Source organism: Halomonas sp. McH1-25, from assembly GCF_022348165.1.
Lineage (GTDB): Bacteria > Pseudomonadota > Gammaproteobacteria > Pseudomonadales > Halomonadaceae > Modicisalibacter.
The window spans coordinates 231,951-256,570 of record NZ_JAKRFI010000005.1 but is presented as its reverse complement, the minus strand read 5'-3'; the positions used below and the strand labels follow the sequence as shown (position 1 = coordinate 256,570).

The window sequence follows — 24,620 nt, the reverse complement described above, 5'->3', positions numbered from 1 at the left end:
TTGACGATCACGCCGCGCATTCCCGTGGACGAGTGTCGTCCACTTGCAAGACAAAGAGTGACGCCGGTGCGCACCCCGTATCAGGCGCCGACACCACCCCATCAGTGCAGGGTGACCGAGAGATGCAAGAAGGCATAATGGAGTTGATGTGGCGCTCCTCGCATGTGAGTGGTGGCAACGCTCACTACGTCGAAGCGCTGTACGAGCAATACCTTGTCGATCCCAATGAAGTTCCGGATGAATGGCGTAGCTATTTCGATCAGCTACCGCGCCCGGAAGGCAGCCCCTCCTACGACACTCCCCTCAGTCCGGTCCGCGACCAGTTCTACCAGTTGGCACGCAACCGGCGTACTGCGACTCAGGGTGTAGCTGCCGTCGACAGCGGCGAGAACAAGAAGCAGGTCAAGGTTCTCCAGCTGATCAACGCCTATCGATTCCGCGGCCACCAGAAGGCCAACATCGATCCGCTCGATCTGCGCAAGCCGGTTCCGGTTCCCGATCTGGAACTCTCCTTCCACCAGCTGTCGAAGGCCGACATGGACATCGAGTTCCAGACCGGCTCCTTCTTTCTGGGCAAGGACAAGGCGCCGCTCAAGGAAATCGTCGAGGCGCTGGAGCAGACTTACTGCCGCAGCATCGGCTGTGAGTTCATGCATATCGTCGATACCGAAGAGAAGCGCTGGCTACAGCAGCGCTTCGAGTCGGTTCGTTCGAAGCCGAAGTACAGCAATGACGTCCGTAAGCATGTACTCGAGCGGCTGACGGCTTCCGAGGGGCTGGAAAGCTATTTGGCGTCCAAGTATCCGGGCACCAAGCGCTTCGGTCTCGAGGGGGGCGAAAGCTTCATTCCGATGATGGACGAACTCATCCAGCGTGCCGGTGGCTACGGCACCAAGGAAATCGTCATCGGCATGGCTCACCGTGGCCGTCTCAACCTGCTGGTCAACATTCTCGGCAAGAGCCCGTCGGAGCTGATCGACGAATTCGATGGCAAAAAGGTCATCAGCAAGGGCTCGGGCGACGTCAAGTACCACCAAGGCTTTAGCTCCAACGTCATGACACCGGGCGGTGAAGTGCATCTGGCGCTGGCGTTCAACCCGTCCCACCTCGAGATCGTCTCCCCGGTGGTGGAAGGCTCGGTGCGGGCCCGTCAGGATCGTCGCGACGATGCCGACGGTGACAAGGTGCTGCCGATCACTATCCATGGCGATGCGGCCTTTGCCGGTCAGGGCGTGGTCATGGAAACCTTCCAGATGTCGCAGACGCGTGGCTATCGGACCGGTGGCACGGTACGTGTGGTGATCAACAACCAAGTCGGATTCACGACATCGAATCCGATGGACACGCGCTCCACCGAGTACTGCACCGATATCGCCAAGATGGTCCAGGCACCGATCTTCCATGTCAATGGCGACGATCCCGACGCAGTGCTGCATGCCGCACAGGTCGCCATCGACTACCGTCAGCAGTTCCATAAGGACGTTGTCATCGACCTGGTCTGCTACCGTCGCCGTGGACACAACGAAGCTGACGAGCCGTCCGGCACTCAGCCGATGATGTATCAGAAGATCAAGACGCACAAAAGCTCGCGTGACCTGTACGCAGCGCGCCTGGTCGAGGAGGGCGTGCTCTCCGAAGACGACGCCAAGGCACTGGTCGAGCAGTACCGCGAAGACCTGCTGGCCGGCAACCATGTCGCCAATGCGCTGGTCAAGCAGCCCAACACCGAGCTGTTCGTCGACTGGACCCCGTACCTGGGCCACGAATGGAGCGGTGACTTCGATACCTCTTTCGACATGAAGCGTATGCAGCAACTGGCAGCGCGGATGTGCGAAATTCCCGACGGTATCCAGGTCCAGCGTCAAGTCGCCAAGATCTACGAAGACCGCCGCAAGATGCAGGCTGGCGGCATGGCGCTCAACTGGGGCTTCGCCGAAACCCTGGCCTACGCTACGTTGCTCGACGAAGGCCACCCGATCCGCCTGACCGGGCAGGACTCGGGGCGCGGTACCTTCTCGCACCGTCACGCCGTGGTGCACAACCAGAAGGACGGCAGCACTTACGTTCCGCTGGAAAACATTCGCGAAGGCCAGCCACGCTTCACCATTCGCGATTCGTTTCTCTCGGAAGAGGCCGTGTTGGGTTTCGAATACGGCTATGCTACGACCGTGCCGAATTCCTTGGTTATCTGGGAAGCGCAGTTCGGCGACTTCGTCAATGGCGCTCAGGTGGTCATCGACCAGTTCATTTCCTCTGGGGAATCGAAGTGGGGGCGTCTATGCGGACTGACCATGCTGCTGCCGCACGGCTACGAAGGGCAGGGACCGGAACACTCATCCGCGCGTCTCGAGCGTTTTCTGCAGCTGTGTGCCGAACACAACATGCAGGTCTGCATGCCGACCACGCCGGCGCAGATTTTCCACCTCTTGCGCCGTCAGGTGATTCGTCCTCTGCGCAAGCCGTTGGTGATAATGTCGCCGAAGAGCCTGCTGCGTCACAAGGAAGCGACTTCTACGCTGGAAGAGCTGGCCAATGGCCGTTTCCAGATGGTGCTGGAAGATCAGGGCAAACTCGAGGCCGACAAGGTCAAGCGCGTCGTTCTCTGCTCCGGCAAGGTCTACTACGATCTGGCCGCTTACCGTACCGAGAACGAGCGTGAGGACACGGCTATCCTGCGTGTCGAACAGCTCTACCCGTTCCCGAAAGACGAGCTCTTCGACACGATCAAGGGCTACACCAACCTGGAGCAGGTGGTGTGGTGCCAGGAAGAGCCACTCAACCAGGGAGCCTGGTACCAGAGCCAGCACCACATGCGTGTGGTTGCGGATATGCTCAAGGAGGGCCTGGGCCGCGAACTCAAGTTCGCCGGTCGTCCGGCCTCGGCAGCACCCGCTGCGGGCTACATGTCCGTCCACGTCGAACAGCAGCGCCAGCTGGTGGAAGACGCCTTCAACGCCTGAGGCGTCCCACCGGGACGAGAGAGAACACACTAAGGAAACCAAATGGCTACCGAGATCAAAGCGCCCAGTTTTCCGGAATCCGTTGCCGAGGGCACGGTTGCTACCTGGCACAAGAAGCCTGGCGATAGCGTCGAGCGCGACGAACTGATCGTCGAAATCGAGACCGACAAGGTCGTGCTCGAGGTCGTGGCACCGGAAGCGGGCACGCTGACAGAGATCAAGGTCGAAGAAGGCGATACCTGCGATTCGGAGCAGGTCCTTGGCATGCTGGGTGAAGCCGGTGAAAAGGCTGAGCCCAAGTCGGGTGCCGATGCTGGCTCCAAGCCGCAAGGCGGCCAAGACGCCGAGCCGGAGCAGAAGGCCGAGAAGCAGGCCGAACAGAAGACCGAAAAGTCGGCGGCTTCCGGTCAGCGCTACGATGTCAAGGCGCCGTCCTTCCCCGAATCCGTTCAGGAAGGCACCGTGGCGACCTGGCATAAGAAGGTCGGCGAAGCGGTCAAGCGCGATGAAGTGCTGGCCGACATCGAGACCGACAAGGTCGTGCTGGAAGTCGTCGCGCCCGCCGATGGCGCCCTGAGCGAAATCAAGGTGCAGGAAGGCGAGCAGGTGGAATCCGAGGCCTTGCTGGCGACCTTTGCCGAAGGCGCAGGTGGTAGTGCGGGTGGCGAAGCCGAAGGCGCCTCTGCCGAGTCGCGCGGTGACGAAAGCGAAGCCAGCGGCGCCGAGTCGGATGAGAAGGTCGGTGACAAGATCGTCGCGCCCGCCGCGCGCAAGCTGATTGCCGAACATGACCTGGACGTCAGCAAGATCGAGGGTACCGGCAAGGGCGGTCGCGTCCTCAAGGAAGACGTGCAGAAGGCAGTCAAGGAAGGCAGCGCCAAGAAGGCAGCGCCAGCGTCCAAGAGTGGCGGCGGGGCGAAGAGTGCCGCCGCTGCAGCGCCGGCCATCGAAGGCGAGCGTCCCGAGAAGCGCGTACCGATGAGTCGCCTTCGCCAGACCATTGCCAAGCGTCTGGTCCAGGCCCAGCAGACCGCTGCCATGCTCACCACCTACAATGAGGTGGACATGGGTGCCGTAATGGCTCTGCGCGCGCAATACAAGGACACGTTCCAGAAGTCCCACGATGTCAAGCTCGGCTTCATGGGCTTCTTCGTCAAGGCTGCCAGCGAGGCGCTCAAGCGTTTCCCGGACGTCAACGCATCCATCGACGGTACCGATATCGTCTATCACGGCTATCAGGACATCGGCGTGGCGGTATCTACCGACCGCGGTCTGGTGGTTCCGGTGCTGCGCGATACCGACAGCATGAAGATCGCCGATGTCGAAAAGACCATCGTCGACTTCGGCAAGCGCGCCCGTGACGGCAAGCTGGGCATCGACGAGATGCAGGGCGGCACTTTCACCATCACTAACGGCGGTATTTTCGGTTCGCTGATGTCGACACCGATCATCAACCCGCCGCAGACGGCCATCCTGGGCATGCACAAGATCCAGGAACGTCCGATGGCGGTGAACGGCAAAGTCGAGATCCGCCCGATGATGTACCTCGCCGTGTCCTATGATCACCGCATGATCGATGGCAAGGACGCGGTTCAGTTCCTGGTCACTATCAAGGAGCTGCTCGAGGACCCGGCACGCCTGCTGCTGGACATCTGATTTCGTCTGACGTCAACGGACTCTCAAGCGAACCGATCAACAGGAAGGATTCATGGCCGATAAATTTGATGTGATCGTCATTGGTGCGGGCCCCGGCGGCTACGTGGCCGCTATCCGCGCGGCACAGATGGGTCTCAAGACCGCCTGCGTCGAGAAGTGGGTGAACAAGCAGGGCAAGACCGTCCATGGCGGTACCTGCCTGAACGTGGGCTGCATTCCCTCCAAGGCGCTGCTGGAAACCTCGCACAAGTTCATCGATGCGCGCGACCATTTCGGCGAGATTGGCCTGGAAGTCGGCGACATCACGCCGAACGTGCCCAAGATGCTCGAGTTCAAGGAGAGCGTCATCGCCAAGAACACCGGCGGCATCAGCGCCCTGTTCAAGGCCAACGGCGTCACCGCGCTGGAAGGCACCGGCAAGGTGCTCTCCAACAACAAGGTCGAAGTCACCGGCAAGGAAGGCGAAAAGGAAACCTACGAGGCCGATAATATCGTCATCGCCTCGGGTTCCGTACCGGTCGAGATTCCGCCGACGCCGCTGACCGAAGGGCTGATCGTCGACTCCGCCGGCGCGTTGGAGTTCACCGAGGCGCCCAAGCGCCTGGGCGTGATCGGCGCCGGCGTCATCGGTCTCGAACTGGGGAGCGTGTGGAGCCGCCTGGGCAGTGAGGTCACCGTCCTCGAAGCGATGGATTCCTTCCTGCCGATGGTCGATCAGGCCGTCGCCAAGGAAACCCAGAAGCTGCTCGGCAAGCAGGGCCTGGACATCAAGCTGGGCGCGCGCGTCACCGGCTCCGAGATCAAGGATAACGAAGTCGTCGTCAAGTACACCGACAGCAAGGGCGAGCAGGAACAGACCTTCGACAAGGTCATCGTCTGTGTCGGCCGTCGCCCCTACACCCAGGGCGTGCTGAGCGACGATGCCGGCGTCAAGCTCGACGAGCGTGGCTTCATCTTCGTCGACGACCAGTGCCGCACCAGCGTACCGGGCGTATTCGCCATCGGCGACTGCGTGCGTGGCCCGATGCTCGCGCACAAGGCCTCGGAAGAGGGCGTCATGGTGGCCGACATCATCGCCGGCCATAAGGCCGAGATGAACTACGACGCCATCCCGTCGGTCATCTACACCTCACCCGAAGTCGCCTGGGTCGGCATGACCGAGCAGCAGGCCAAGTCCGAAGGCATCGAGGTCAAGACCGGGTCCTTCCCGTTCTCCGCCAACGGTCGCGCCTTGGCCAACAATGCCCCCGACGGCATGGCCAAGGTCATCGCCGATGCCGATACCGACCGCATCCTGGGTATCCATATCGTCAGCCAGCATGCTGGCGAGCTGATTGCCCAAGGTGTCATTGCCATGGAATTCGGCTCCAGCGCCGAAGACCTGGCCCTGACCTGCTATGCGCACCCGACCACGTCGGAAGCGATTCACGAAGCGGCGCTCGCGGTGGACGGTCACGCGATTCATATGGCCAACCGCAAGAAGCGCAAGTAACCCGCAGGACAACAAGCGCCGCCGCGGGCGGTGTGTCGCTCCCGGCCATGTACCGGGAGCGGACGGGGGTGATGCGGGCCGGTTTCAGTTGCCCAGCGTCACCATTCGAGTCACATGCAACCAATGGCATGACACGATGAACCTTCACGAATATCAGGGCAAACAGCTGTTTGCCGACTATGGCCTGCCGGTGTCCAAGGGCTTTGCCGTGGACACTCCCGAAGAAGCTGCCGAAGCGTGCGAAAAGATCGGCGGCAACATGTGGGTCGTCAAGGCCCAGGTTCATGCCGGTGGCCGCGGTAAGGCCGGTGGCGTCAAACTGGTCAAGAGTGCCGACGAAGCCAAGGCCTTCGCCGAGCAGTGGCTGGGCAAGAACCTGGTGACTTTCCAGACTGACGAGAAGGGCCAGCCGGTCGCCAAGATTCTGGTCGAGACCTGCACCGATATCGCCAACGAGCTGTACCTGGGTGCCGTCGTCGACCGTGGCACGCGCCGCGTGGTCTTCATGGCCTCCACCGAAGGCGGTGTCGAGATCGAGAAGGTCGCTGAAGAAACTCCCGAGAAGATCCTCAAGGCCGAAATCGACCCGCTGGTCGGCGCGCAGCCGTATCAGGCGCGTGAACTGGCGTTTGCACTCGGTCTCGAAGGCGACCAGATCAAGCAGTTCACCAAGATTTTCCTGGGCCTGTCGAAGATGTTCCACGACAAGGACCTGGCGCTGCTCGAGATCAACCCGCTGGTCATCACCGAGCAGGGCAATCTGCACTGCCTGGATGCCAAGATCGGCCTCGACGGCAACGCGCTGTACCGTCACCCCGACCTGCAGGCCATGCGCGATCCTTCCCAGGAAGACGAGCGCGAGGCGCATGCCCAGGCGTGGGAGCTCAACTATGTTGCGCTCGACGGCAACATCGGCTGCATGGTCAACGGTGCCGGCCTGGCCATGGGCACCATGGACATCATCAAGCTCAGCGGTGGCCAGCCGGCAAACTTCCTGGATGTCGGCGGCGGCGCCACCAAGGAGCGCGTGGCGGAAGCCTTCAAGATCATCCTTTCCGACACCTCCGTGAAGGCCGTTCTGGTCAACATCTTCGGCGGTATCGTGCGCTGCGACATGATCGCCGAAGGCATCATCGGCGCGGTGGAGCAGGTCGGCGTCAACGTGCCGGTCGTGGTCCGTCTGGAAGGGAACAATGCCGAGCTGGGCGCCGAGAAGCTGGCATCCAGTGGTCTGAACATCATCGCCGCTACCAGCCTGACTGACGCTGCGCAGCAGGTGGTCAAAGCGGCGGAGGGCAAGTAATGAGTATCCTGATCGACAAGAACACCAAGGTCATCTGCCAAGGCTTCACTGGCGGGCAAGGGACCTTCCATTCCGAACAGGCGATCGCCTACGGTACCAAGATGGTCGGCGGCGTCACCCCCGGCAAGGGTGGCCAGGAGCATCTGGGCCTGCCGGTGTTCAATACCGTCAAGGAAGCCGTCGAGAAGACAGGCGCCGAAGCCTCGGTCATCTACGTCCCGGCACCGTTCTGCAAGGACTCCATCCTTGAAGCCGCCAACGCCGGCATCAAGCTGATCGTGTGCATCACCGAAGGCATCCCGACCCTCGACATGCTCGACGTCAAGGTCAAGTGCGACGAGCTGGGCGTACGTCTGATCGGTCCGAACTGCCCCGGTGTCATCACTCCGGGAGAGACCAAGATCGGTATCATGCCGGGTCACATCCACAAGCCGGGCAAGGTCGGTATCGTCTCTCGCTCCGGGACGTTGACCTACGAAGCGGTCAAGCAGACCACCGATCACGGCTTCGGCCAATCCACCTGTGTGGGTATTGGCGGCGACCCGATCCCGGGCTCTACCTTCATCGACATCCTCGAGATGTTCGAGAAGGATCCGCAGACCGAAGCCATCGTCATGATTGGTGAAATCGGCGGCACGGCGGAAGAAGAAGCGGCGGCCTACATCAAGGCCAACGTCACCAAGCCGGTCGTCTCCTACATCGCCGGGGTTACTGCGCCTCCTGGTAAGCGTATGGGCCACGCCGGCGCCATCATCGCCGGCGGCAAGGGCACTGCGGATGAGAAATTCGCTGCCCTCGAAGCGGCGGGCGTTAAGACCGTTCGCTCCCTGGCCGAGATAGGCGACGCGCTGAAAGAAGCCACCGGCTGGTAAGTGTAAGCTACGGTAATAGTGTAGATCACTACTAAATCGGTAATCAGAAGCCCATCAGTTAGACTGATGGGCTTTTTATTTTAAAGTGCCAAGGATTATTTTCGTAGTCTTTTAGTTTGTAAACTAGCGGAAAAATACATCTATCCCAATAGTATATATACTATATTGCCTTACCTAAGATGCCGTCCGGCCCAGAAGCGGCCATGAGAGGAAAGCGTGAGATACGCTAGTATCGAAGCGCTCGGCGAGCGAGCTTGGCAAGTTAATCTTTGCATTCAGGCATGCTACAGGCTCTCATGGGGTCTGATTTCGTGAAGCGTTATCTTGTGTTTTCGTTTAAGGCAATTCAACGCAATAAATGACTATGCTGGCGTTGTGTCAGCTTGTTTTGCGCAGGTACTGTTGTTGCAGTGCGTCACTGAAATATTTTACAAAAAAATCTGTGAGCTGCTCCATGTTGTGCTAATAGTTGTTGTGAATTCAAAAGGGTTTATAACAAGAATGCGGATCTGCGGAGTTTTTGGTGATGATTGATGAATAAAGGCTTAATTAGTACGGGTGAAAATTAAGGGCAGTTCTGGCTGGTAGCTGGAAATTTTAAAAACCAGGGATATTCAGTTACTTAGTGGCTAATGGGAGAGGCCGGATGCAACTCAGGGGCGGTAGCGTGCCAAGAGCCTGTGCCCCCTCCTAGGCAAGTGACACTAACCATCTATGTATCTCGTCCACGAACCTGAATCAGGGTGAAGGGGGAGGATATAAATAATGTATATTTAGCGACTGAGTTTTAAGATATTGATAATTTTGTTTTTTAGATGCACTGCAAAATGATATTTATTTGGTTATGTTTTTCATTTTTTGTTATTGCTTAGGATGTGGATGTGATTTGCTCGGTAGATGGCCATAGAGTCCGTTCATGGCTTTCCCTCAGATGCGAAGATCCGAAAGGTAACGCATAGGGGCCGCGAGACGATGTGGATGTGATTGTGTAGAGAGGCTAGGCCGAGCAACCCGATGTTAGAAGTGCCGTTACCTGCGGGCTGGGCGCTTAGTTCCTGCTGCCGCCCTCCGAGATGATCCATTCACGCAACGCCCCGTTTTATGCCGGGATCGTGTATTCTCTCAAGAGGTGCCTTCGTTGGGTAAGTTCTTTAACGTGAACAGTTAGCAATTACGACTAATGAAATTTTCCAGTGTCCTTATCGTGTGTACGGGTAACATCTGCCGCAGCCCTATCGGTGAAGCCTTGCTAAAGGCCCGGCTGCCAAATATGGCCATCGAGTCGGCTGGGCTTGGCGCTCTGGTGGACCGGGGAGTCGATCCCTCCGCTCAGGCTTTGGCCGAAGGCGAAGGTCTGAGCGTTGCACATCACAAGGCACGACAGATTACGGAAGATATGATTCTGCGTGCCGATCTCATCCTGGTCATGAGTGAAGGCCAGCGCCAAGCTGTGGCCAAACTGGTGCCTTCCGCTACCGGCAAGACCATGCTGTTTGGACGTTGGCTGGGTACGGGGAGTAAAGGCGAAGATATTCCCGATCCTTATCGCAAGAGTCCAGAAGCATTTCAGCATGTGCACAGTCAACTGGTGCGTGCAGCCGATAGCTGGGCCAGCAAGCTGTAACCTTACACATCGGTAAGATAGACACTGTTTGCAAATGTCGTCTTCAAGCATCGATGCGGTCATCATTGGCAGCAGGTAGGCACTACTCTTATGGTGGCCCGCTTCCAATATAAATGAATGACTGGGTAAGTTCGTTTACGCAAATTGCCTTGGCGTCGTTATTCTAACCAGTTTGAGAGTGCTTGCTATTTAATTCAGCGCCATGTCGTTTGGGATGATTTATCGCAAAAGACATATATCATATGGGTGTAGTCATGGAAAACGTCATTGTTTCAGTGATAATTCCCACCTTCCGAGACTGGGATAAGCTAGCGGTATGCCTTAATGCGTTGAGTGTTCAAGATTTTCCGAAAGATGAATATGAAATCATCGTAGTAAACAATGACGCAGACACGACACCTCCCGAGCCTATTAGAGATTACGCTAAGTTTATAGAGGAACCTGCACCTGGTTCCTATGCAGCGAGAAATGCAGGGATTAAAATTGCGAAGGGAAAAGTCCTTGCTTTTACTGACTCGGATTGTATCCCTGACAAGGAGTGGATAAAAAACTCGGTCATGGCTTTAAGGCGCTTTAGTGTGGATAGGATCGCTGGGCATGTCGAGCTTTTTTACGGAAGTAAACGAAAGAGCGTAGCGGAAGTCTACGAAAAAGCATTTGCATTCAATCAAAGGAAAAATGCCAGCGAAGGCTTTTCAGTAACGGCGAACTTAATTGCTTATAGAAGAATATTTGATGACGTCGGTTTTTTTAATGATGATTTGATGTCTGGCGGAGATGTTGAATGGAACAAGCGAGCAACGCAACGGGGTTATTCTATAGGATATTGTAGTGACTGCGTAGTTAAGCATCCTGCACGATCCAGCTTGCTTGAAATTAAAAAAAAATCCGAACGGGTAGCGGGTGGCTTGCTAGGAATTAGAGAGTCGATAGGGATGGATTTCGTGATTCGATCATTACTTCCCCCATTACGTGCTGCACGTGTTTTGAATGAAAATAAAATGCTTACCTTAAAAGAAAAGCTAATAGCCTTTTTGGTGGCTTACTACCTTAAAGCTAATGGTTTGTTATTTATCTTTCTTATTAAATCGAAATTAAGAAAGGCGCCTCGTGTATAGCTTAGGTGGTGTTCGGCCTCACAAGCCGTATTTCAAAGATGCAAGGAAACTGTTTCAGCTTGCCTGAAAGAGGTCTTGGCTTGCCGAGTTTCGAGTGAGACCGAAACCATGTGCCTATTTAATTGGTTATAGGTTGCTAAGTTAATGAAAGTGCTTATTGTTAATACTTTGTATTACCCACATAGGGTGGGGGGAGCCGAGGTTTCTGTACAACTTTTGGCTGAAAGCTTGGTTGGCATGAATGTCGAAGTAAGGGTGATTTGTTTAACAGATGAGGGGGATAGAAAAGAACAAATTGTGAATGGCGTGGTTGTCATATATTTGCCGCTAAGAAATATTTATTGGCCTTTTGGCGATAAAGAACCGGCAGTTTGGGAAAAAGTGCTATGGCATTTTATTGATATATATAACCCAATGATGAGCAAGCAGCTGGAAAGGGAAATAGTTCTCTATAATCCTGATGTGGTCCATACAAATAATCTAGCAGGGTTCTCTGTAGCTGTCTGGCATAAGGTGAAAGTTTATAACTTGCATCTTGTGCATACAATGAGAGATTACTATCTTTTTCACCCTAATGCCACATTGTTCAAGAAACGAAAAAACATGCGGTTAAATGATGTGGCTGTTAAGTTCTGGTCGTTCACTAAAAAAATTGCGAGCAGAAAAGTGGACGTTGCTGTTGGTATTAGTGAATATGTGTCAAAGTTGCATAAGGATAATGGGTTTTTCCCAGAAGCATGCTCTATTAATATATACAATCAGGTCAGAAGATTAGTTGTAAAGCAGGTGCAGGTAAAACCAGTGGCCGTTGGATTTATTGGCAGGCTGACTCATGAGAAAGGGTTTAATGATTTCTGTGATTTGGCTGAGCGTTATGCAGGAAGAGAAATGGTTTTCATAGCTGCGGGCCGTTTCGAAAAAGATACTGAAGGAGTGCAACTTGAAGCGCGCGCCGATAGGCTGGGAATAATAAAGATTGGGTTCGTATCAGTAGAAGAATTCTTGTCTCAGGTGTCGGTGGTTTATTTACCTATAAAATGGCGTGAGCCGTTCGGTAGGACAATAGTGGAAAGTGCACTATCTGGCAGACTGGTTTTTACTACAAAAGTTGGCGGTGCGGCTGAGTTGTTCGCTATGCTTGATAATGTTTTTGACATTGAGGAATTTGACAGTATGGCTCAGAAAGGGTTTTCTTTGAACAAAATATCAAAATGCAGTGAAACTTCCGTTTTTGATGAGGAAGTATGTGAAGAGTACTTGAATAAAGCTTACAAAACCAATCTTAAGACTTGACGAAAATAAATAGTAGTGCTTACCAATGGATAAAAAGCTATTCGTGTATTTATATTTTTTGGCTCTGGTTTTTGCACAGGTGACAGCTATATTAGCTTTGCCTATACAAGGTTTGACAATTTCCAATACTATTCTCCTGGTTCTGTTTGTCGCGTTGATTTTTTCTTTTGGGCTAAATTCTGAAAAATATCTGCTCCTAATATTCATATACATATATTTATTTTTATATTTGGCAAGCCAGTTGACGATATTGATTGCTGACAGTTCATCTTCCCCATTAGTGCCGATGGTGGACAATACAGGGTTGATTGAGGCGTTTAAGAAATCACATTTTACTCAGTTTTTATATTTAATTCCCGGGTTGACCCTTTTCCTGTTGACACGGAGGTATTGGTCTCCATCTGCTATTAACTACTTCTTTGTGGGACAGGCGCTTATTGCGTCTATAGGTATTTTGGAGGTTGTTTATAATTCAGCTACGGGAAACACATTTGCCTTCCTCATCAATAGGCAATTTGATAGCGGAGAAGGCTCAGGATCGCTCGTTCAGTATAGTTTTGGGATGCTGCGGCTCAAAAGCCTAACGGGAGAGCCGTCCATGTATGCATATGCTGTATTACCAGGTTTTATTTTGGCGTTAGGCTGTCGAAGATTTTTTTTGGCAGGTCTCATTGCGCTGAGCCTGTTAATGACATACACATCTACTTTTTTTATCGGTATTTTTGCTTATTTTTTCATTATCAGTGTAAGGCTGACATTTCAAACTTTAAAGAAAAGTGCGTTCGATAAAAGGTTTTTTACGCTGCTATTTTTCGATTTTTTATTGGTTTTTGTTTTTGTTTTGTTTTTTGATTATTTTAATAATTATTTTATTGACCCGTTGGTAAAAAAAATAACCATGCAAAACGTAAGTGGCCAGCAAAGGCTGAGCTGGGCCATTGAAGGTCTCGATTTTATATTTAGTTCCAAATATATTCTCTTTGGGGTGGGGTTCGGTACCTTTAGAAGCACTGATATGTTAACTACGCTTCTTCTTAATATCGGTCTGATTGGCACGGCTTTATGGTATCTTTTTCTGATTTTTTCGATCCGGGAAAGCTATAATAAAAAAATGTATAGTGTCGGAGATGCGATATTCATATCTTTGATAACATCAACGATTTCAGTTCCTGAGTTTTCTTATCTATCACTATGGTTTCTACTGGGTGCCGCATTTTCTAAAAATGCTCTACATGGAAGTCGATACGAAAAGATGGTTAGCGAAAGTCGGTCGTAACCGAGAGGCAGGCTTGTCGTTTTGGAAATGAGGAAGGGATATGATTCAGGTCAATGGAAAATATTTAAAGCAGGAAGTTACAGGTGTACAGCGAGTTGCAAATGAGATAGTGAGTAGACTTGCCTGCCAAAAATCTACCATTGTTCCATCCAAAAAAAATATTGGAGGCATGTATAGTATCATGTGGGAGCAGCTAGTTCTTCCTACTAAATTACAAGTTTCTGACATGCTGTTTTCACCTTGCAATGTAGGACCAATAACCCATGCCAAACAAGTCGTATGTATACATGATGTTGCTGTTTTAGACCATCCAGAATGGTTCAGTAGGAGCTTTTATCTGTATTACGATTATGTTTTGACCCGTCTGTCTAAAAAAGCCAGCTTTATAACTACTGTTTCGGATTTTTCAAAAAGACGCATATGCCAAGTTCTGGGCGTAGATGATGGGAAAGTAGAGGTCATACCTAATGGTGTATCTGACGTTTTTTTTAATCAGCCTCAAAGTAGCTTTTCTGAAGTAAAAGAAAAGTTTTCACTGCCTGAATACTATATCCTTTGCGTTGGAAGCTTCGATGGTAGAAAGAATCAGGAAAGGCTTGTTGAGGCATGGGAAAAAATTCACAAGAAGCATACAGGTATTAAGCTTGTTTTTACGGGGGGGAGAGGTAGGGCTTTCAATGATTCGCTTATGGGGCCTGGCTTGGCCGATGCGATATTTACTGGTTATGTAGATGAAAATGATTTGGTTTGTCTGTATAGAAACTGCTTGATGTTCGTTTATCCGTCAATCTATGAGGGCTTTGGTTTGCCCGTTCTTGAAGCCATGGCTTCGGGGGTGCCTGTGATCACATCACTAGACAGTCCGATGGAGGAAATTTCAAGAGGTGGTTCTTTATTAGTTAATCCCAAAAGCCCTGATGATATTGCAGAAGCAATCGATGAACTCATCTGTAATGAATCTTTATGCAGCCAGCTTTCTTCGTTCGGGGTTGAAAAGGCAAAAAAATATTCTTGGGATTTTTCTGCTAATCGATATGATGAGTTGTTTCGTAAAATCAACTGAATGGTGGGGTTATGAAAGTTGCGTTAGTCGTTGACTGGTTAACTGTCTATTCGGGTGCGGAGAGAGTCGTTGAAAATATCATTGAAACTTACCCGGATGCAGATATTTTCTCTCTAATAGATTTTTTACAGGCAGATCAGCGCCATTTTCTGAAAGGGCGACCAATAACAACTTCATTCATTCAAAAGTTGCCTTTCGCGAAGGAGCATTACCGCAATTATCTTCCACTCATGCCACTAGCTATAGAGCAACTTGATGTTAGTGGCTACGACCTGGTAATTTCCAGTTCCCATGCGGTAGCTAAGGGAATCATTACCGGGCCGAACCAAGTGCATGTATGCTATATACATTCGCCAATACGCTATGCTTGGGATTTGCAGCATCAATATTTACAAGAGTCTGGGCTTACTAAAGGGCCAAAAAGCTGGCTTGTTCGGTTGGTTTTGCACCGCCTACGCGACTTCGATGCCCGAACGGCCCTGGGCGTTGACACCTTTATTGCCAATTCTTGTTTCATCGCCAAGCGCGTGAATAAATGCTATCGTCGGGATGCTGTCATCGTCTATCCCCCGGTTAATGTAGATGAATTCCAGTGCACCAAAGAAAAGCACGATTATTATGTTGTGGCTTCTCGCATGGTTCCCTATAAACGTATGGACTTGGTAGTTCGTGCATTTTGCGGAATGCCTGACAAGAAATTGGTTGTGATAGGCGATGGTCCGGAATTTAGCAAAGTTCAGGCGGCTGCGCGGGGAGCTGCCAATGTCGAAGTAAAGGGTTATCTGCCTTTTTTTGAGATGAAGCGTTACATGCAGGATGCCAAGGCCTTCGTGTTCGCAGCTGAAGAAGATTTCGGAATAACACCCGTTGAAGCCATGGCTTGTGGCACGCCAGTGATTGCTTTCGGCAAAGGCGGTGTACTGGAGTCGGTAGTTAGTGGAGAGACCGGATTGTTCTTTGAGGAACAATCGGAGTCATCCATTAAGCAAGCTGTGAACGTGTTCGAAGAAAACTCAGGAGGGTTTACCCCTGAAGCATGTCGAAAGCGTGCCGAAGAGTTTTCTAGTGATGTCTTTAAAATTGAGTTCAAGAAGGCGGTTGAAGATGCTATAAGCCTATTTTTGAGCTCTATGTCTAGCGCTGGGTTGAATGATGTCAAGCGAAGGAAAGGTATGATTTTTTAGCAGTTAATTTAGGATGACTGTGTTTGTATTGCTTTGTATTAAAAGCGTTGCCGTTTATGAAGTGTGTCGTGTAACTCATGCTAATGGTTTTTGGAAAGAATTTTTAGCTCGGGTTATTGCCATCAGTAAATTCAAAATTGAATTCATGGTGATATATGGAAACGGTTACAGTGGGGGGGATGAGCGAAAAAAAGTTTACCCATGGCTTATTGCAACGTCACTCATCCCATCTAGGCATTGCTCAGCGTATCTTGGACGCGACTATAATCTTCGGAGGTATCTTTGTATTTGGTCTGCATCTCCCCGATGCAATTGGGCTTGAGTGGCTTCTGGTCTATGGACTTGCTGCGTGGTTCTTCTATCAGGTCGGGGCAAGTGCCGGAAATTTCTATGGCTCGTGGCGCATTCACTCTCTTGGGCATGAATTGACAGCGGTCGGTCTGCTGTGGGTGGTCGTCTTTGGCGCTGTGCTTGCTTTGGCCCTGCTGGTTTTCAAGGATACGGCCCATGCCTACTACCTTCTCGTACCATGGGGTATCGCTGTCGGGGGGAGCATACTGTTGTATCGAAGCCTGTTGCGTGTCCTGCTTCATCGGCTTCGTGAGTTGGGCTTCAACACCCGCAATGTAGCGATCGTGGGATGTGGCGAGGTGGCGGATAAGCTGGTGGCTTCCTTCAACGACGCACCATGGATGGGCTTCAACGTGGTCGGCCAGTTTGCGCTACGTGTCGCTCAGCCTAGCGATAACCCTCCCAAAGGTCTCGAGCAGATGAGCGATGTCGAAAAGGTCATCGATATTGCGCGCAATCACCAACTGGATCGTATCTATATCACTTGGGGACTTCATCGTCAGGCAGAGATTCGGCAGTTGATAGAGGCACTTGCGGATACCACCGTCTCACTTTACATCGTGCCCGACCTGCTCGTTGCTGACATGATTTACTCCCGCATCGAGCCAATAAACGATACCCTAACTGTCAGTGTCTATGATACGCCGGCACATGGGCCTTCCGGATCATTGAAACGTATCGAGGATATCGTATTGGGCTCGCTGATTATCGCGATGATTGCTTTGCCGATGCTAATCATCGCGATAGGCATCAAAATGACCTCACCGGGGCCGATTCTCTTCAAGCAGAACCGCTATGGACTCGATGGTCGGCCTATCGAGGTCTACAAGTTCCGCTCTATGTGCGTTATGGAAAACGATGACAAAATCGTTCAGGCAACGCGTAACGATACCCGTATTACCCCGTTTGGATCATTCTTGCGCCGTACATCCCTGGACGAATTGCCGCAATTCATCAATGTGCTGCAGGGGCGGATGTCGATCGTTGGACCACGCCCGCACGCGGTGGCCCACAATGAGGAATATCGCGGCCAGATCCGTGGTTATATGCTGCGACACAAGATGAAGCCGGGCATTACCGGCTGGGCCCAGATCAACGGTTGGCGTGGCGAAACCGATACGCTGGAAAAGATGGAAAAGCGCATTGAGTTCGACCATGCTTACATTCGACACTGGAGCTTGGGCTTCGATCTGAAGATAATCTTCCTGACGATGTTCAAGGGCTTCATGGACGATAATGCCTACTAACTCTCGCTTGGCTCGGGTAACCGGCGCCTTCGTTCTCTTCTTTTTGCTTTTCGCTGTCGGTGGTCTGATCCCCGGCCCATTGCGTGCCGCCATCGAGTCGTGTCTGGGGTTGCCGTTTTCGGTACCGCCAGTGGCCCACTTTGCGCTGTTCGTGGCCATGGCTTTCTGTTTGTCCTGGGCGTCGCCACGCCTAGGCGTGATCGGAACATTGGCGATTATGCTTGTGCTGGGTGCAGTGGTTGAGCTATTGCAGGAATGGATACCCGGCAGAACCCCATCGTGGGAAGATTTCTTGCTGGACACGCTTGGCGCTGGGTTGGGTTGCCTGGCCTGTCTGCTAGTGAAAAGAAGTTGTGAAAAGGCGGCAGTCTCGTTTAACAAGGAAAATTGATTGGAGGCAAGGATGACGGTTCTCGTTACCGGAGGCGCGGGGTATATCGGCTCGCACACGGTGCTGACGCTGCTCGAGGCGGGGCACGATGTCGTGGTGCTGGACAACCTTTGCAACAGTTCGTCCGAATCGCTATGGCGCATCGAGGCATTGACGGGCCGCACAGCCCATTTCGTCAAGGGCGACATCCGTGACCGGGCGTGTCTGGACCATTTGTTCGCCCAGCATGACATCGATGCGGTCATTCACTTTGCCGGCCTTAAAGCGGTGGGTGAGAGCATGCAGAAGCCGCTTGAGTATTTCGACAACAACGTCACGGGTAGCCTGTGCCTATTTCAAGCCATGGCGGCAGCCGGCGTGCATCGTATCGTATTCAGTTCTTCGGCTACGGTGTACGGTGAGCCGGGTACGCCGGTCTTTCGCGAAGACATGCCGACCGGTACGCCCACCAATACCTATGGTCAGACGAAGCTGATGGTAGAGCAAATGCTCCAGGCGCTGTCCCGTGCCGACGATCAGTGGTCCGTGGCGCTGTTGCGCTATTTCAATCCGGCCGGCGCTCATGAAAGCGGGCAAATCGGCGAAGACCCGCAGGGCATTCCCAACAATCTGGTGCCGTACATCAGCCAGGTGGCAGTCGGCCGGCTGGCAACGCTGTCGGTATTCGGCAATGACTATCCGACCCGCGACGGTACCGGTATTCGCGATTACATTCATGTCATGGATCTGGCCGAAGGCCACCTCAAGGCGATGGAGGCGTTGCCCAGGCGCCCTGGCATGAATGTCTGGAATCTGGGGACGGGCACCGGCTATTCGGTATTGGAAATGATCTCCGCCTACGAGAAAGCCTGTGGCAGGCCGATTCCCTACAAGATAGCGCCACGCCGCGCAGGAGATATCGCCGAGTTCTGGGCCGACCCTTCCAAGGCGGCCGAAGAGTTGGGCTGGAAAGCCGAGCGTGGCCTGGAGGCCATGATGATCGATACCTGGCGTTGGCAGTCCAAATTCCCGTTAGGATATCGCACCAACGAAGAGGAGGTGGCGTGACACGACGCCCTGAGCGACAGCGACTCGATGCTATCCGCGCCGGCATCGAGTCGGCAGGACGCGAGATAGTGAACATTTATCGTCGCGATTTCGAGATAGAGACGAAAGCTGACGATAGTCCGCTGACCGAGGCCGACATGGCTTCGCATCATGCACTGGTCGATCTGTTGAAGATACAGACGCCGGAAATTCCCGTGCTCTCGGAGGAGTCAGGCGAGATTCCCTATGAGATGCGTGGCGGTTGGGCGCGTTACTGGCTGATCGATCCGCTCGATGGCACAAAGGAATTCATCAAGAAGAGCGGCGAATTCACCCTGAACGTAGCGCTGATCGAGAACGGGGTGCCCGTGATTGGCATCGTGCATGCCCCGGCGCTGGATAAAGGCGTCACGACCTGGTGGGGGCAAGTGGGCGAGGGCGCCTGGAAGCAGGTTAAGGGCGAGCAGCCCCGGGCCATTCATGTCCGCGCCTTGCCCGATCCCGAACAGGAACCCTGGAAGGTCGTCGGTAGCCGTTCGCATGGAGCCGCCGAGTTCGAGACATTCTGTGCCGACTTGCCGAATAATCAGCGCGTCTCTATGGGTAGCTCGCTCAAGCTTTGCCTGGTTGCCGAAGGCGAGGCCGATTTATACCCCCGCCTGGCGCCGACCTGCGAGTGGGACACGGCAGCCGCTCAGGCCGTGGTCGCCGCCGCTGGTGGCGAAGTGCTCAACGCCCACACGCTGGAGCCGCTGCGCTGCAATCAGCAGGACAGTATGCTCAACCCATTTTTCATCGTCTGTGGTCAGCGCGACGAACGCTGGAAGCAGGCTCTCGCCAATGCCCTGAACACGGAGTTCTAGGCACTGTCCGAAAAGTACTGCGCTCGGCAATACTGCGTTAAAAATCGGCTCAAGATGCTCATTTACACCGCGTAAGCTCCGCTCTTTTCGCCGATTTTTGCCTTGTCTTACCGTCGCTCGTCGACTTTTCAGACAGCACCTAACTCGTTGGTCGATGGCGCTCTGTCTAGCATCTGCAGTTGGAGCTTCACGTACTTTCTAAGACCGTAAATCATCTCTCGCCAGGGCCGTGCGCGAATTATTGTAAATTCGGTTATGAGCTACACGCCTCAGGGCCAGGAAACGGGCCCCGTCGAATGATCGGCGGGGCCCGTTTTCGTTGGGCTTCCGACTGCGGCTATGTTCAGTAGCTGTGTTTTACTGTATAAATGTACATATTACGGACTGTGCCAAGCCCTGTTTCGATATCACCACGCCGCTGAATGAACACTGAGCTATGCCCGGCACAGGCTTAGTCTTAATCAAGAGGCCATCCTATGACCGATACGCAGTTTCTTACAGAGAACATCGACGCCATCCTTGAGGCCGCCAAACAGATCAAGGCGGGGAACGATCGCCATAACCGCACTCTTGAACAGGAACAGGTCGCCCGGGACTCAGTCAAGACCTTGCAGCGTGAAGCACATGCCACGACTACTGCCATGGTCAACGACGAGGACATGAGCCAGCACCGTGCGCTCTCGGATATCCAGAAAGATCTGCTCAAAGCGCATAATAAAGTCGACAAAGCAATCGACAAGAGCCACGACGATGCTGCGGTAGTGGCGAGTGCCTGCAAGACATTGTTAACGCTTGTGAGCGGGGCTACAGAAAATGTAGACGAGCCGCAATTAGCGAAAAATCTTCCATAGCTGAAGAAGTGCCAACCTGGTACTGCAACGCCTAAAAGTCGCTTCTTTTGATCGCTGTGAGCTTGCGGCTTGTGCGACACTCACCGAGCCGCCTTCCTCGCGGGGCCTAAGCCTGATACCCAAACGCAACCGGGCCGTATCTGCCGTCTGCTCTTCCTTGTCCATTTTGACGCTCCATGTCGCTAAAGTAATTACACTAGCTTTAACTTAGTACACAAATTGTTACGTGCAAGGTTATTCAGCTCCCATTCATGAGATGGCAGTAACGCGATTCGCAAGCCTCGTCGCTTCCAGAACTAAGTAGTAGGCTGCTCAATGCTTGAAAGCTATAACGTAATGGCCGGTCAGTTTTTTGGTCTGGTGTCGCTGGTACTCTGTGTGCTGGCCTTTGCCAGCAAGCAGGATGACCGGTTGATGGGGCTGCTCATCTCCGCCAATGTGGCATTTGCGCTGCAATTCATTTTCTTTGGGAGTTGGACCGCTGCGGCACTCACAGTGCTGGTGATTGCACGCATTGCACTAGCCCGACGGTATCCGGGAAACAAGGCGATCATGTCGGGTGTACTGGCAGTCAGCGGTGTAGCCGTCGTGTTGACCTGGCAAAGCTGGGTGGATCTTGCAGCGACCGTGGCCATGGTATTTGGGACAGTGGGCATGTTCATGCTCCGGGGCATTTCCATGCGCATCTTTCTGGGCCTGGCGGCGCTAGCATGGATGCTCAGTCACGCCTTGGTAGGTTCTGTCGGAGGGACACTGGCCGAGGCGCTGGTATTCCTCACCAATTCAATCACCATTTATCGTCTTTATCGAGCCAAACGGCGCTATCCAAAAGCGTTAGATTGACCGTTCCCGGCGCGTAGGCGGCGTTTCCCAAAACTGGCATGCTTTCGCGATATACCGGCTCGTGTTGGAAAAGCCGGGACTAGAGACGGGCGGGTTTGCTCAAACCGGACTTCAATAACACGATGGCTTTGAATTTGTAGAACTTTATATAGTAAGCGAGCAAAAAGGCGACTACTTTCTCGAGGGTTGTCAGGTTTTTCTTGCCTGCCAAGTATCGGGCGGGCCCGATAGGCGGCATGAAGCCGCGGAGGAACCAAAGACGAGGCAGGCGGTAGATTTCACCTCCTGCGACCCGCAGTGCTTTTCGCTTGATCTCATCCATGCTCGCGCGAGCAGGATGATGCACTACGCAGCTTTCACAGTAGCTGAGCGAAAATCCCTGGGCCGTCGCTCGTCCATTCCACTCGAAATCTCCGCCTGACATCATTGCCTGGTTGAAATGCCCTACCTCATCGAAGACATGCCGATAGGCAATCAGGTTCGCGGTCACAGAATAGCCATCAGCAGCGTAACCCTTCTGGTCGAAGGCAAACGCTTTTTCATAGATATTTGCCAGACTGTACCTGGACTGCTGGAAAAAGATCTCGACGTGGCCCGCAATTCGATCGACCCGCCTTGAAGCTAAGCAGCGCACGGCATTTTCCAGCCAATGCTTGTCTGGCACGCAATCAGCATCTGTAAAGGCGAAGATGTCGCCTTTGGCAACCTGTAGAGCTGCATTCCGCGCGGCATAGGAGCCAGGCTTGGGTTCATTGATGAGGATACAGCCATGTAACGGTTGATGGCCCTGGCTATCCTCGTCGTTGTCCACAACGATGATTTCGTAACGATCCCGAGGGTAACTCTGCCGGGACAACGCCTCTATACACTGCTCAGCTTTGTGCCAGTCCTTGTACACCGGCACGATTACGCTCACGAACAATCGAGGATTGTCAATCATAGGTGCTGTAACCTTGCTCAGCAGTTTACGTTTTTCTTTATTAAACAATATAGCGCATCAGTCAACTAAGAGAAAGATTAGATCTCATAATGCTATTCGCTAGGTAGATAATGAAGTGCAGGCTGCACCTGGCAATTAAACCGCTGCACGCGTGGCTGAGCCGCTTAATGTGCAGGGTAGGATAAATGGCCGTTACTTTTTTTGAAAATAAAATAATTTAAAGTTACTTACTTGACGCTTACGTATCCAGAGCGTAATTAAAAGGGTAGGGATCATCGCAGACCGAGATACCATAGAGTGTGGCGGTACCTTGGCCACGCTCACCGATGAGAGTGTGATTTATTGAATGTCTAGCCAAGCGCTAAGTATAAGTAATAAAGGGGAAACTGTGAAAATATTGATTATCGGTAATATGGGGTATGTCGGTTCTGCCGTAGTCCGAGGCTTGGCAGAAGCCCACCCCTCAGTAACGCTACACGGTTACGATAATGCATATTTTGCCCACTGCCTGACGGGAGCCGCGTATCTTCCTGAACGATACTTGGAGAGGCAGTTTTTCGGCGACGTGCGTTTCATTCCGGCGGAACGGCTCGAGGGTTATGACGCCGTGGTCCAGCTTGCTGCCGTCTCGAACGATCCCATGGGCTCGCGGTTTGCCGCAGCCACGGCAGAAATCAATCAACACGCTACCATTGCCACCGCCCAGGCCGCTGCACGGGCGGGCGTAAGCAATTTCGTCTTCGCTTCGAGTTGCAGTATTTACGGCATCGCTCTTGGCGCCCCTCGCTGCGAAAGCGATGAGGTTGCCCCCATCACGGATTATGCAAAATCCAAGGTTGGCGCCGAAGAAGCACTGGCAACCATCGATGGCGACATGGTCATTACCAGTCTGCGCTTTGCCACGGCTTGTGGCATGTCGGATCGTTTACGCCTCGACCTGGTACTTAATGATTTCGTGGCCTGCGCCTTGAGTCAAAAACGCATCACGGTGCTGAGTGACGGATCGCCATGGCGCCCTTTGATCGATGTGAGCGATATGGCTAAAGCCATCGATTGGGCAACGCAAAGAAAGGCAACCAATGGCGGCCGAGTCCTGTCCGTCAACACGGGGTCGAATACGCGCAACCATCAAGTAAGAGACCTTGCCTATGCCGTGGCAGACGCCGTTCCTGGCACCTCGGTAAGTATCAATACCGAAGCGCCGGTGGATAGCCGTTCCTATCAGGTGAATTTCGACCTATTTGCCAGCCTGGCACCAGATTATTTGCCGCAGTCAACGCTCTCGGATTCCATTTACGGTTTGGTCGATGGCCTCAAACGCATGAACTTTTCCGACTCGGAATTTCGGGCATCGCCCTTGATGCGTCTTCATGTTTTGCAAAGGCATATAGAAGAGGGGCGCCTTACTGAGCGTCTAGGTTGGCATGCAGCCTGAAAAAACAAGTGGCATTAATATTCCGTCAAGGAGGATCGAACCGTGAAAGTGGTCATATTTGCTGGGGGATACGGCACTCGCTTGAGTGAGGAAACTGCAATCTGCCCCAAACCCATGGTTGAAATTGGGGGGCGCCCTATAATCTGGCATATCATGAAAACCTATGCACATTACGGGTTTAAGGATTTTGTCATATTGGGCGGCTATAAAGTCGATTATATTAGAAACTATTTTCTCAACTATCGGGGCAATCTAACCGATTACACCATTGACTTGAAAACCGGCAAAATCGACTGGCTTCAGGGCGTTAACGAAGACTGGAAAGTCACAGTACTCGATACGGGCGAGGGCGCCATGACCGGGGGGCGGCTCAAGAAAGCGATGCCCCTGTTGATGGACGGACCTTTCTGCCTGACGTATGGAGATGGTGTAAGCGATGTCAATATACCGGGGTTGATAGATGCCCATCGAGCATCGGGAAACTGGTGTACGTTAACTGCTGTCACCCAGCCTGGCCGGTTTGGCGCACTGCGATTCGATGAGGGGTCGAGCCGTGTCAAAGGGTTCCGGGAAAAAGGCGAGAGGGATGGGGGATTGATCAACGGAGGTTACTTCGTCTGCGAGCCGGAAGTGTTCGAACTCATAGAGGACAGCCAGACTACGTGGGAGAACGAGCCGCTGGAACGTATGGTCAAGCTTGGAAAGCTGGGATATTTCCATCACAGCGGTTACTGGCAGTGTATGGACTCGTTGCGCGATAAAAGAGTGCTGGAAACTGCTTGGGAAAGCAATCCTCCATGGAAAGTGTGGAGTGATTGAGCTTCAAGGGCAA

At 52.9% G+C, this 24,620-nt stretch carries 20 protein-coding genes; 19 read left to right on the top strand and 1 reads right to left on the bottom strand.

Annotation, left to right across the window (positions count from 1 at the left end; all coding sequences use genetic code 11):
* Nucleotides 1–122 precede the first annotated feature (122 nt).
* The 17 genes from MHM84_RS14735 (at nt 123) to MHM84_RS14655 (ending at nt 21,413) form a co-directional block, all read left to right on the top strand.
* Nucleotides 123–2,960 carry a 2-oxoglutarate dehydrogenase E1 component gene (locus MHM84_RS14735; protein ID WP_239267114.1) on the top strand — a complete coding sequence of 946 codons (2,838 nt, stop codon included), beginning with the start codon at nt 123–125 and terminating at the stop codon, nt 2,958–2,960.
* Nucleotides 2,961–3,002: 42 nt separating this feature from the next.
* Entirely contained in the window at nt 3,003–4,616 is a 1,614-nt protein-coding gene (odhB, locus tag MHM84_RS14730) for a 2-oxoglutarate dehydrogenase complex dihydrolipoyllysine-residue succinyltransferase (RefSeq protein ID WP_239267113.1), read from the top strand.
* A 52-nt stretch (nt 4,617–4,668) separates the two neighbouring features.
* A complete protein-coding gene (gene lpdA, locus MHM84_RS14725; RefSeq protein ID WP_239267112.1) occupies nt 4,669–6,108 on the top strand; it encodes a dihydrolipoyl dehydrogenase in 1,440 nt (479 codons plus the stop codon).
* Nucleotides 6,109–6,244: 136 nt separating this feature from the next.
* Entirely contained in the window at nt 6,245–7,411 is a 1,167-nt protein-coding gene (gene sucC, locus MHM84_RS14720; RefSeq protein WP_239267111.1) for an ADP-forming succinate--CoA ligase subunit beta, read from the top strand.
* Nucleotides 7,411–8,283 (top strand): succinate--CoA ligase subunit alpha, encoded by an 873-nt coding sequence (gene sucD, locus MHM84_RS14715; RefSeq protein WP_239267110.1) that lies wholly within the window; start codon nt 7,411–7,413, stop codon nt 8,281–8,283. Before sucC ends, sucD begins: the two co-directional genes overlap by 1 nt.
* Nucleotides 8,284–9,463: 1,180 nt before the next feature.
* Nucleotides 9,464–9,907 (top strand): low molecular weight protein-tyrosine-phosphatase, encoded by a 444-nt coding sequence (locus MHM84_RS14710; RefSeq protein ID WP_239267109.1) that lies wholly within the window; start codon nt 9,464–9,466, stop codon nt 9,905–9,907.
* A 254-nt stretch (nt 9,908–10,161) separates the two neighbouring features.
* Entirely contained in the window at nt 10,162–11,025 is an 864-nt protein-coding gene (locus tag MHM84_RS14705; RefSeq protein WP_239267108.1) for a glycosyltransferase, read from the top strand.
* 144 nt (nt 11,026–11,169) lie between these two features.
* Nucleotides 11,170–12,318, top strand: coding sequence for a glycosyltransferase (locus MHM84_RS14700; RefSeq protein ID WP_239267107.1), 1,149 nt, complete (start codon nt 11,170–11,172; stop codon nt 12,316–12,318).
* Between the two features lie 25 nt (nt 12,319–12,343).
* Nucleotides 12,344–13,594: a hypothetical protein gene (locus MHM84_RS14695; RefSeq protein ID WP_239267106.1), complete on the top strand. Its 1,251-nt coding sequence runs from the start codon at nt 12,344–12,346 to the stop codon at nt 13,592–13,594.
* A gap of 40 nt (nt 13,595–13,634) precedes the next feature.
* Nucleotides 13,635–14,657 (top strand): glycosyltransferase family 1 protein, encoded by a 1,023-nt coding sequence (locus MHM84_RS14690; RefSeq protein ID WP_239267105.1) that lies wholly within the window; start codon nt 13,635–13,637, stop codon nt 14,655–14,657.
* An 11-nt stretch (nt 14,658–14,668) separates the two neighbouring features.
* The gene (locus tag MHM84_RS14685; RefSeq protein WP_239267104.1) at nt 14,669–15,841 is read left to right on the top strand and encodes a glycosyltransferase family 4 protein; all 1,173 of its coding nucleotides are present in this window, start codon (nt 14,669–14,671) and stop codon (nt 15,839–15,841) included.
* A gap of 179 nt (nt 15,842–16,020) precedes the next feature.
* On the top strand, nt 16,021–17,439 hold the full coding sequence (locus MHM84_RS14680; RefSeq protein WP_239267103.1) for an undecaprenyl-phosphate glucose phosphotransferase: 1,419 nt from the start codon (nt 16,021–16,023) through the stop codon (nt 17,437–17,439).
* Nucleotides 17,429–17,830, top strand: a complete 402-nt coding sequence (locus MHM84_RS14675) for a VanZ family protein (RefSeq protein WP_239267102.1) — start codon at nt 17,429–17,431, stop codon at nt 17,828–17,830. The genes MHM84_RS14680 and MHM84_RS14675 overlap by 11 nt, the downstream gene beginning before the upstream one ends.
* Before the next feature lie 12 nt (nt 17,831–17,842).
* Complete coding sequence (gene galE / locus MHM84_RS14670) at nt 17,843–18,877, top strand: UDP-glucose 4-epimerase GalE (protein ID WP_239267101.1); 1,035 nt, start codon at nt 17,843–17,845, stop codon at nt 18,875–18,877.
* Entirely contained in the window at nt 18,874–19,719 is an 846-nt protein-coding gene (gene cysQ / locus MHM84_RS14665) for a 3'(2'),5'-bisphosphate nucleotidase CysQ (RefSeq protein WP_239267100.1), read from the top strand. The genes galE and cysQ overlap by 4 nt, the downstream gene beginning before the upstream one ends.
* Nucleotides 19,720–20,195: 476 nt before the next feature.
* The gene (locus MHM84_RS14660; protein WP_239267099.1) at nt 20,196–20,570 is read left to right on the top strand and encodes a hypothetical protein; all 375 of its coding nucleotides are present in this window, start codon (nt 20,196–20,198) and stop codon (nt 20,568–20,570) included.
* A gap of 315 nt (nt 20,571–20,885) precedes the next feature.
* Nucleotides 20,886–21,413 (top strand): YgjV family protein, encoded by a 528-nt coding sequence (locus MHM84_RS14655; RefSeq protein ID WP_239267098.1) that lies wholly within the window; start codon nt 20,886–20,888, stop codon nt 21,411–21,413.
* Between the two features lie 79 nt (nt 21,414–21,492).
* Here the strand turns inward: MHM84_RS14655 and MHM84_RS14650 are convergent, their stop codons facing one another.
* Nucleotides 21,493–22,353, bottom strand: a complete 861-nt coding sequence (locus tag MHM84_RS14650; protein ID WP_239267097.1) for a glycosyltransferase — start codon at nt 22,351–22,353, stop codon at nt 21,493–21,495.
* A 388-nt stretch (nt 22,354–22,741) separates the two neighbouring features.
* Between MHM84_RS14650 and MHM84_RS14645 the strand changes: the two genes are divergently transcribed.
* A complete protein-coding gene (locus tag MHM84_RS14645; RefSeq protein ID WP_239267096.1) occupies nt 22,742–23,788 on the top strand; it encodes an SDR family oxidoreductase in 1,047 nt (348 codons plus the stop codon).
* A 42-nt stretch (nt 23,789–23,830) separates the two neighbouring features.
* Nucleotides 23,831–24,607: a glucose-1-phosphate cytidylyltransferase gene (gene rfbF, locus MHM84_RS14640; protein WP_239267095.1), complete on the top strand. Its 777-nt coding sequence runs from the start codon at nt 23,831–23,833 to the stop codon at nt 24,605–24,607.
* Nucleotides 24,608–24,620: the final 13 nt, after the last annotated feature.